The 7,977-nt window shown below is 56.8% G+C and carries 6 protein-coding genes and 1 pseudogene; 6 read left to right on the top strand and 1 reads right to left on the bottom strand.

Annotation, left to right across the window (positions count from 1 at the left end; translation table 11 throughout):
- The 4 genes and pseudogenes from RTY00_RS09205 to RTY00_RS09190 all read left to right on the top strand — a co-directional run.
- Positions 1-185: pseudogene (locus tag RTY00_RS09205) on the top strand (iron ABC transporter substrate-binding protein); the annotation flags it as partial.
- A 218-nt stretch (positions 186-403) separates the two neighbouring features.
- Positions 404-2,626, top strand: a complete 2,223-nt coding sequence (locus RTY00_RS09200) for an iron ABC transporter permease (protein ID WP_312664201.1) — start codon at positions 404-406, stop codon at positions 2,624-2,626.
- The gene (locus RTY00_RS09195; protein ID WP_312664200.1) at positions 2,623-3,684 is read left to right on the top strand and encodes an ABC transporter ATP-binding protein; all 1,062 of its coding nucleotides are present in this window, start codon (positions 2,623-2,625) and stop codon (positions 3,682-3,684) included. The genes RTY00_RS09200 and RTY00_RS09195 overlap by 4 nt, the downstream gene beginning before the upstream one ends.
- A gap of 14 nt (positions 3,685-3,698) precedes the next feature.
- On the top strand, positions 3,699-4,499 hold the full coding sequence (locus RTY00_RS09190) for an inositol monophosphatase family protein (protein WP_312664199.1): 801 nt from the start codon (positions 3,699-3,701) through the stop codon (positions 4,497-4,499).
- 82 nt (positions 4,500-4,581) lie between these two features.
- On the opposite strand, the gene RTY00_RS09185 is transcribed toward RTY00_RS09190, so the two are convergent.
- Entirely contained in the window at positions 4,582-5,220 is a 639-nt protein-coding gene (locus RTY00_RS09185; protein ID WP_008109391.1) for a LysE family translocator, read from the bottom strand.
- A 389-nt stretch (positions 5,221-5,609) separates the two neighbouring features.
- Here RTY00_RS09185 and RTY00_RS09180 point away from each other — a divergent pair, with 389 nt between their 5' ends.
- Both RTY00_RS09180 and RTY00_RS09175 read left to right on the top strand, forming a co-directional pair.
- The gene (locus RTY00_RS09180) at positions 5,610-6,722 is read left to right on the top strand and encodes a lactonase family protein (RefSeq protein WP_312664198.1); all 1,113 of its coding nucleotides are present in this window, start codon (positions 5,610-5,612) and stop codon (positions 6,720-6,722) included.
- 313 nt (positions 6,723-7,035) lie between these two features.
- Positions 7,036-7,977, top strand: a 942-nt coding sequence (locus RTY00_RS09175) for an ABC transporter substrate-binding protein (protein ID WP_312664197.1), incomplete at its 3' end; no start/stop codon positions are given.

The following is a 7,977-nucleotide window of genomic DNA, read 5'->3' as shown; positions in this document are numbered from 1 at the left end:
CGCATATGAAAGAGGCCAAATCTTTCCAGCTGCCGTCGAACCGTAATGCGGAGATTTCGGAGTACGCGCCGCGCTTTGAGAACATCAAACTGATCGATTACGACTTCAAAACTTACGGCGATTCGGCCAAACGTAAAGCGTTGTTAGGACGTTGGGATAAAGAGATCGGTGCCAGCGCGCAGTGAGATCGGTGCGGTTGGTGGGACGGTCGTCAAAAATGACGACCCTACAAAACCCGATGAAACCCGGTCGCCATTCATGGCGACCGGGTTAATCACCGCACAAAACCCCGTAGGGTCGCCATTCATGGCGACCGGGTAAATTACCGCACGAAACTCCGTAGGATCGTCATTTATGGCGACCTGGTTAAGCACCGCACAAAAACCCGAATTCGAGGTATGTGATGAATGCAAATAATCGCCGTCTGACAGGCGCGCTGATCATCGGCGCAGTGGCGTTACTGCTGCTGCCGTGGTTCAGCCTGGAAGCCGGTTTCTTCAGCAGCGGCTGGTTAACCAGCCTGTGGAGCGACAGCGCCAATGCGCCCGCGCTGTGGCAAGTGGGCGAACATCCGTGGCTGCTTATAGCCATCGCGCTGTTCGTGCTGTGCGCCGGTTGCGACATCCTGCCGAGCGCGGCGCGCAGCCGTTTGCTGCTGCTGTTCAGCGCGCTTGGCGTGCTGTTTCTGGTTATTGAAGGTCACGCCATTGGTTACAGCGGCTGGAGCTGGCTGTGGCTGGAAAATCGCTTCGGCGCGCTCGCATCGGGGCAACCGGCGATGGGCGCGGGTGCGCTGCTGTTGCTGACCACTTTCCTGCTGCTGTTTTCCTTCGCGCTAGCCGAACGCGGCGTAATGAAAGGTGATGCCTTTGTGGTGGCGTCGCTGATGCTGCTCACCGCGCTGGTCAGCATCTTCGTGCTCTATCCGGTCCTCAGCATGTTTGTGGTGTCGGTGCAGGACGTGGACGGCAGCTTCAAGCCGGATGGCTTAATCAGCAACATTCAGGATCCGTCGATCTGGAGCCTGTCCTGTTTGTCGGGCGGCACCTGCGGCACCGCATGGCGCACATTGTGGCTGGCGCTGATGACCGCCGCTGGCTCAACGCTGCTGGGTTTAGCGTTTGCATTAGCCGCCACGCGCACGCCGCTGCCGTTTAAGAAAGCGCTGCGCATGCTGACCATTCTGCCGATCATCACGCCGCCGTTTGTGATTGGCCTGGCGCTGATCCTGCTGTTTGGCCGCTCCGGCGTGGTGACGGAACATCTGGCGGCGCTGTTTGGCATCGAACCGGGCCGCTGGCTGTATGGCTTAACCGGCATCTGGATCGCGCAGGTTTTATCGTTCACGCCGATTGCGTTTCTGGTGCTGATTGGCGTGGTGGAAGGTATCAGTCCGTCGCTGGAAGAGGCGTCACAAACACTGCGCGCCAATCGCTGGCGCACCTTCACGCGCGTCTCGCTGCCATTGATGGCGCCGGGTTTAGCCAACGCTTTTCTGATTAGCTTTATCGAAAGCATGGCCGATTTCGGTAACCCGATGGTGCTGGGCGGCAGTCACGGCGTGCTCTCCACTGAGATCTTCTTCTCGGTGGTCGGCGCGCAGAACGATCCGAGCCGCGCAGCGGTGCTGGCGATGATTCTGCTGTGCTTCACGCTGACGGCCTTTGTGCTGCAGCGCTGGTGGCTCGGCGGCAAGAACTTCGCCACCGTCACCGGCAAAGGCGACGGCGGCAAACATGTGCAACTGCCGCGCGTGCTGCGCTTTGGCGTGTACGGCATGGTGATTCCGTGGGGCCTGTTTACGCTGGTGATCTACGGCATGATTGTGGTCGGCGGCTTTGTGCAGTCGTGGGGATTGAATGATGCGCTGACCATCGAGCATTACGTGCGCGCCTTCGGCGTGAGTTTCAGCGACGGGCATCTGCTGTGGAGCGGCGTGGCGTGGAACTCGTTCTGGACCACGCTGGAGATCGCGCTGATTGCCGCACCGCTGACGGCGATTGTCGGCCTGCTCACCGCATGGCTGATTGTGCGTCAGAAGTTCGCCGGTCGTCAGACCTTCGAGTTCCTGCTGATGCTGAGCTTCGCCATTCCCGGCACGGTGATCGGCGTGAGTTATGTGATGGCCTATAACCTGCCGCCGCTGGAGATCACCGGTACCGCGATGATCCTCGTGGCCTGCTTTGTGTTCCGCAACATGCCGGTTGGCGTGCGCGGCGGCATCGCGGCGATGAGTCAGCTGGATAAAAGTCTTGATGAAGCTTCATTAACGCTCGGCGCTAACAGCTTCCGCACGCTGCGCAAAGTGGTGCTGCCGCTGCTGAAACCAGCCATTAGCGCCGCGCTGGTCTACGCCTTCGTGCGTGCCATTACCTCGATCAGTGCGGTGATCTTCCTCGTGAGCGCGCAATACAACATGGCAACCTCTTACATCGTCGGGCTGGTGGAAAACGGCGAATACGGTGTGGCGATTGCGTACTCAACCGTCTTGATTGTGGTGATGCTACTGATCATCGGCATGTTCCAGTGGCTGGTGGGCGAACGGCGTCTGCGCCGCGTGGCCCGTCCGGTCGAGATGGCAATTCCGCCAGCTTCAACGTCCTTAACGCAGGAGAGAGCCGTATGACACGCGTAACCGCTGGATCTGTGGTGTTTGAACACGTCTCGAAACGCTTTGCCGGTTTTGATGCGATTCCCGATCTCTCGCTGACGGTGGAACCGGGCACGCTGGTGACGCTGCTGGGTCCATCCGGCTGCGGCAAAACCACCACGCTGCGGCTGCTGGCCGGGCTGGAGCATCCCACTGCCGGGCGCATTTTGATTGGCGGCAAAGATGTCACCAACCTGCCCGCTAACGAGCGCGACGTGGCGATGGTGTTTCAGTCTTACGCGCTGTTCCCGCACATGAGCGCGCTCGACAACATCATGTATGGCTTGCAGTCGTCGGGCATGAATAAGCGTGAAGCGCAGGACCGCGCCCGTGAAGGGCTCAAGTTGGTGGGCCTCGAACATCAGGGCCAGCGCCTGCCTTCGGAGCTCTCCGGTGGGCAGCAACAGCGCATTGCGGTGGCGCGCGCGCTGGTGCTGGAGCCGCAGGTGTTGCTGCTGGATGAGCCGCTCTCCAACCTTGATGAGCGTTTGCGTCGCCGCGTGCGTACCGATATCCGCGATCTGCAACAGCGGCTCGGCTTCACGGCGGTTTACGTCACACACGATCAGGAAGAAGCGCTGGCGGTCTCCGATAAGATTATTGTCATGAAAGAGGGTGATATTGCCCAGCAGGGCGCGCCGGAAAGTCTCTATCACGCGCCGAATTCGGTGTTTATCGCCGACTTTATGGGCGAGGCCAATATTCTGCCGTGTGAAGTCGAGCAGCTTGATGGCAGCGAAGCGCTGGTGCGGCTTGGCAGCCAGCGCTATCGCGTGCGCGGCAACGGTTTGAAAACCGGCGTGGCACAGCTGTCGGTGCGACCGCAGTTTATTACGCTGCGCGGAGAAGGCGCGGGCGCACTGCGCGGCGAAGTGACGCACAGCACGTGGCTTGGCGACCATATCGAATATGAAGTCGCTACCGAATTGGGTTCGCTGTTTATTGTCGATGCCGAGATGGAGCAGCAGTTGCCGCTGGCATCGAACGTCGCGATTGATTTTAAACCTCAGGGTTTGGCCCTGATTGCCGGTTAATTTAAGGATGGATGATGAGTGAATTAGACAATGACCCGCTGTTATCACGCCTGATTTTAGCGGAGAAGGTGGCACGCGCCGGTGGCGCGAAGGCGCTGGAGTATTTCCATCAGCGCGACACCTTAGTGGTGGAGACCAAATACGATTTGCAGGATGTGGTATCCCGCGCTGACCGCGAAGTGGAACAGATGATCGACCAGCAAATTCGCGCGCAGTTTGCCGACGACGGCTTCCTCGGCGAAGAGTACGGTTTGCAGGACGGTTCATCGGGTTATACGTGGGTGGTCGATCCTATCGATGGCACCAGCCCGTTCCTTAACGGCATGCCGAACTGGTGCGTCTCCGTTGCGGTGCTGCACGACGGCGTGCCGGTGATTGGCGTGATTTTCGCGCCCACTTATCAGGAATGTTACGTCGCTGCTCTTGGTCAGGGTGCGACGCTGAACGGCAAGCGCTTGCAGGTGGATGCATCGCGCACTTTGCAAAATCATGTCACCGGTTTTGGTGCCAACAGCCACGTTAGCCCGGATGAAGTGGGGACAATTCTCGCATCGCTGTTGGCGGCGGGCGGGAATTTTATTCGCATTGGATCGGGTGCATTGATGCTGGCGTGGGTCGCAGCTGGGCGCGTGGTGGGTTATTACGAGCCGTACATGCATGCGTGGGATTGTCTGGCCGGTTATTGCCTGGTGAAAGAGGCGGGCGGTTGGTATCACCCGTTCAACACCGAAGGTGAACGTTTGCTGAAAGGCGCGCAGGTGCTGGCGGTTGCGCCGGGTGCGGAAGCGGATTTGAAGCGCATTGCCGGGTTGTGATGTTGGTTGAGGTCGCCATGAATGGCGACCCTACAAAGATGGTGCGCGCTTTAATACGGTCGCCATTTATGGCGACCTCCTATCAAACAAGAATAAACTCCCGATAACCCGACCAAATCACATAGATCGCGAAATAGACAAAAATTAACGCGGAAGCGAGATAGGAATACTTCAGCAGACGCTGCCCCAGCAGCTTACCGCCCATACTGCCAACCAGGCACAGCACGCAGGTCCACACCACGCCAGCAATAAAGAACCCGCCGAGAAACGACGAAGTTGCCGCCGCGCTGCCGTGTCCCATACGGGAAATCAACGCACCGCCGACGCTGGCAAACCACAAAATCGCGGTCGGCGATGACATCGCCAGCATCACGCCACGACTGAACTCGCGCAGCAGCGATCGATAGGGCTGTTGTTCAGTTTCCGGTAGTGCAGCCTGCTTCTGCAACGCCGCATACAGCATCTTCCCGGCAAACCACAGCAACAGCACACCGCCGCCAATCCATAAAACCCAGCGCACGGCGGTGAACTGCAACACAATCGCCATGCCCGCCAGCGCCAGCAGCGCATAGATTAAGTCACCGATGCAGGTGCCAATCCCCAACCAAAAACCGTGAAAATAGCCGCGTTGCATCGCCAGCGTGATCATGGCGATATTGGCGAGACCGATATCAAGGCACAACGACAAACTCAGCAGAAAACCATTTGAAAACTGCAGCATAGCAACGTCAGCATCCCTGGCATGTTAAGAGGGCTTCATTAAAGCATGCCGGGAAAACGCAGTAATAATAAGAATTACGCATTTGAGGTCTTTCGGCAGACAGGTTTGGAGGTAATCGTGCTCTAACGGCGGATAAATCCCCGATAATGTGAACACGATCACGTCCGTTCGGCGCGAATTAAAGCAATCCCACTATAGTCGTAAAGCGGCCTGCATCATCGACCGCAAACACAATAAAAAATCCAACGCGACTAACGCTTTCTATAAAGAACATTCCGATTATGGTGGGTACCACAATGAAAAATCACAATAAATCCGTGTCTGGCGGTTTGGCGTCACGTCTAAGCGTGGCATTATCGCTAGCTGTTTTCACATTAGCGGGAAGTGCAATGGCAACTGCAGCGGAACATCACAACCAAACGGCCTTAGTGGGCACATGGACCAGCATCCCGGATGCGCCGTTAGTGCAAAATCCTGGGCATCCCAGCGAAGGCTTGTACCGTTTAAAGGTCAATAGCGACGGCACGCTGACGCCGCTCGATTTCATCAAAATGAAAAGCCCATCGTGGATTGTGAAATCGCATGATGGCCGTTTTGCCTACACCACCAATGAAGAGAACGCCGGTGCGGTTACTGCGCTGGCGATTGATCACAGCGGCAAGGTTCGCGTGATTAACGCGGTGGATAGCCACGGCCAGCAGCCGACGCATGCCACCATCAGCCCGGACGGTAAATTCCTGTTTGTCGCCAACTATTCGGTGGCCAAAGGCGGTGCCAGCGTGGCGGTGTTCCCGATTCATCACGACGGTTCGCTCGGCGAGCAGGCGCAGAATTTCCCGTTTGCCAGCGGCAGCGGTGCGGTGAAAGATCGTCAGGATAGCGGCCACGCGCACTCCACCACCTTTACGCATGATGGCAAATACCTTTACGCTGCAGATCTCGGCGGCGACAAACTGCACGCTTATGCCTATCACGCGGGCAAAACTCAGCCGCTGGCAGCCGATACCTCGCGCGATGTCTCATTCCCTGCCGGTTCTGGCCCGCGCCACATGGTGTTTTCCCCGGATGGCAAACACGCTTATGTCACCACCGAAATGGCCGGTGAAGTGGTGGTGTTCGCGGTGAAGGACGATCGTCTGGAGCAGCAGGCTAAGGTCAAACTGAACACGGAAAACAGCAGCGCCGAGTATCGCAGCGGCGGTGGCATTATCCTCAGCCCGAACGGTAAGTTTGTGATTGCAGCGAATCGCGGCTCAGATAACAGCTTAGTGGTGTTTAAAATTGAGCAGGATGGTTCACTGGGAACGCCGGTGCGCTATAAAGCGGATGGCATTGAACCGCGTGCTTTCGCCTTTGATGCCAGCGGCAAATACCTTTATGTGGCGAACGTGTTCACCAATAACATTACGATGTTCCATTTCGATGCTGAGACCGGTGCGTTGAAAGCCGCAGGTGAAGTGGCGAAGATTGCCACGCCGACGGATATTAAGTTTTTTAATTGAGTTTTATTGAGGTCGCCATAAATGGCGATCTCACCGGTTTTGTAGGGTCGCCATTTATGGCGACCGCGCACCTAATTGGTGCCCATTGCCATTTAACGGTGCGCACATTTCTGTAAAAACGCAATTAATCCTCCAATAACCCCAATCCACGGCCTCTATTTTATTTGGCCCACTTCTTGCTTTATACAAAATAACGCCCCAACGATGTGGCAACCCTCTTGTTAATGCAGACAGCGCCGTCTGCCGATCGCTTTTATTCTCTCCGGCCTCCCGGAAAAACTCCAATTTGATCCTTCCCTTTCAAGAGGTTGCTATGGCTATTAGTCGTCGTTCATTTATCCAGGGTTCAGCAGTTTCGGCATTAGGTTTGGCGGCGGGCGTTGCGCCTAAGTTTTCTTTCGCCGCCGACAGCAAAGACGCGATTAAAATCGCCAGTATTCTCGACTTATCCGGCGGGCTCGATATCTACGGCAAACCGATGTCGAACGCGATTAATTTGGCGGCGGAAGAGATCAACGCAGCGGGCGGTTTATTAGGTCGCCCGTTGCAGGTGATTAATTACGATGCGCAATCCAATATGCAGCTTTATGCGCAATATGCGCAGCAGGCGGCGCTGAAAGATAAAGTGGCGGTGGTGCACGGCGGCATTACCTCGGCTTCGCGCGAGGTTATTCGTCCGGTGCTGGATCGTTTTCGCTCGCTCTATTTTTATCCGGCGCAATATGAAGGCGGCGTATGCGATCGTAATTATTTCTCTTCCGGTTCTACTCCGGCGCAAACTGTGGAAAAACTGGTGCCTTATGCGGTGAAAAAGTGGGGCAAAAAAGTCTACGTGTTGGCAGCGGATTATAACTACGGCCAAATCGTCTCGGCGTGGGTGAAAAAGTCGGTGCATGATAACGGCGGCGAAGTGATGGCGGTTGAATTCTTCCCGCTGGATGTCACCGATTTTGGCGCAGCAATCTCCAAAATTCAGAGCGCCAAACCCGACATGGTGTGGTCAGCGCTGGTCGGTGGCGCGCACATCTCCTTCTATCGCCAGTGGCATGCGGCCGGTATGAGCGGCAAGATCCCGATTGCCTCCACGGTGTTTGGCGGCGGCAACGAACACATCATTCTGTCACCGGAAGAGAGCAACGGCATTCTGGTGGCCGCTAACTATATGCAGGAAATCCCCTCGCCGGAAAACAAAGCCTTCGTCGAGCGATTCCATGCGCGCTACGGCGCCAACACGCCGTACATCAGCGACCTCGCG

Origin of the sequence: Pantoea sp. CTOTU49201, assembly GCF_032054795.1 — a bacterium.
GTDB lineage: Bacteria > Pseudomonadota > Gammaproteobacteria > Enterobacterales > Enterobacteriaceae > Pantoea > Pantoea symbiotica.
The sequence above is the reverse complement of the archived record's forward strand: the minus strand, read 5'-3'. Positions and strand labels throughout refer to the sequence as shown.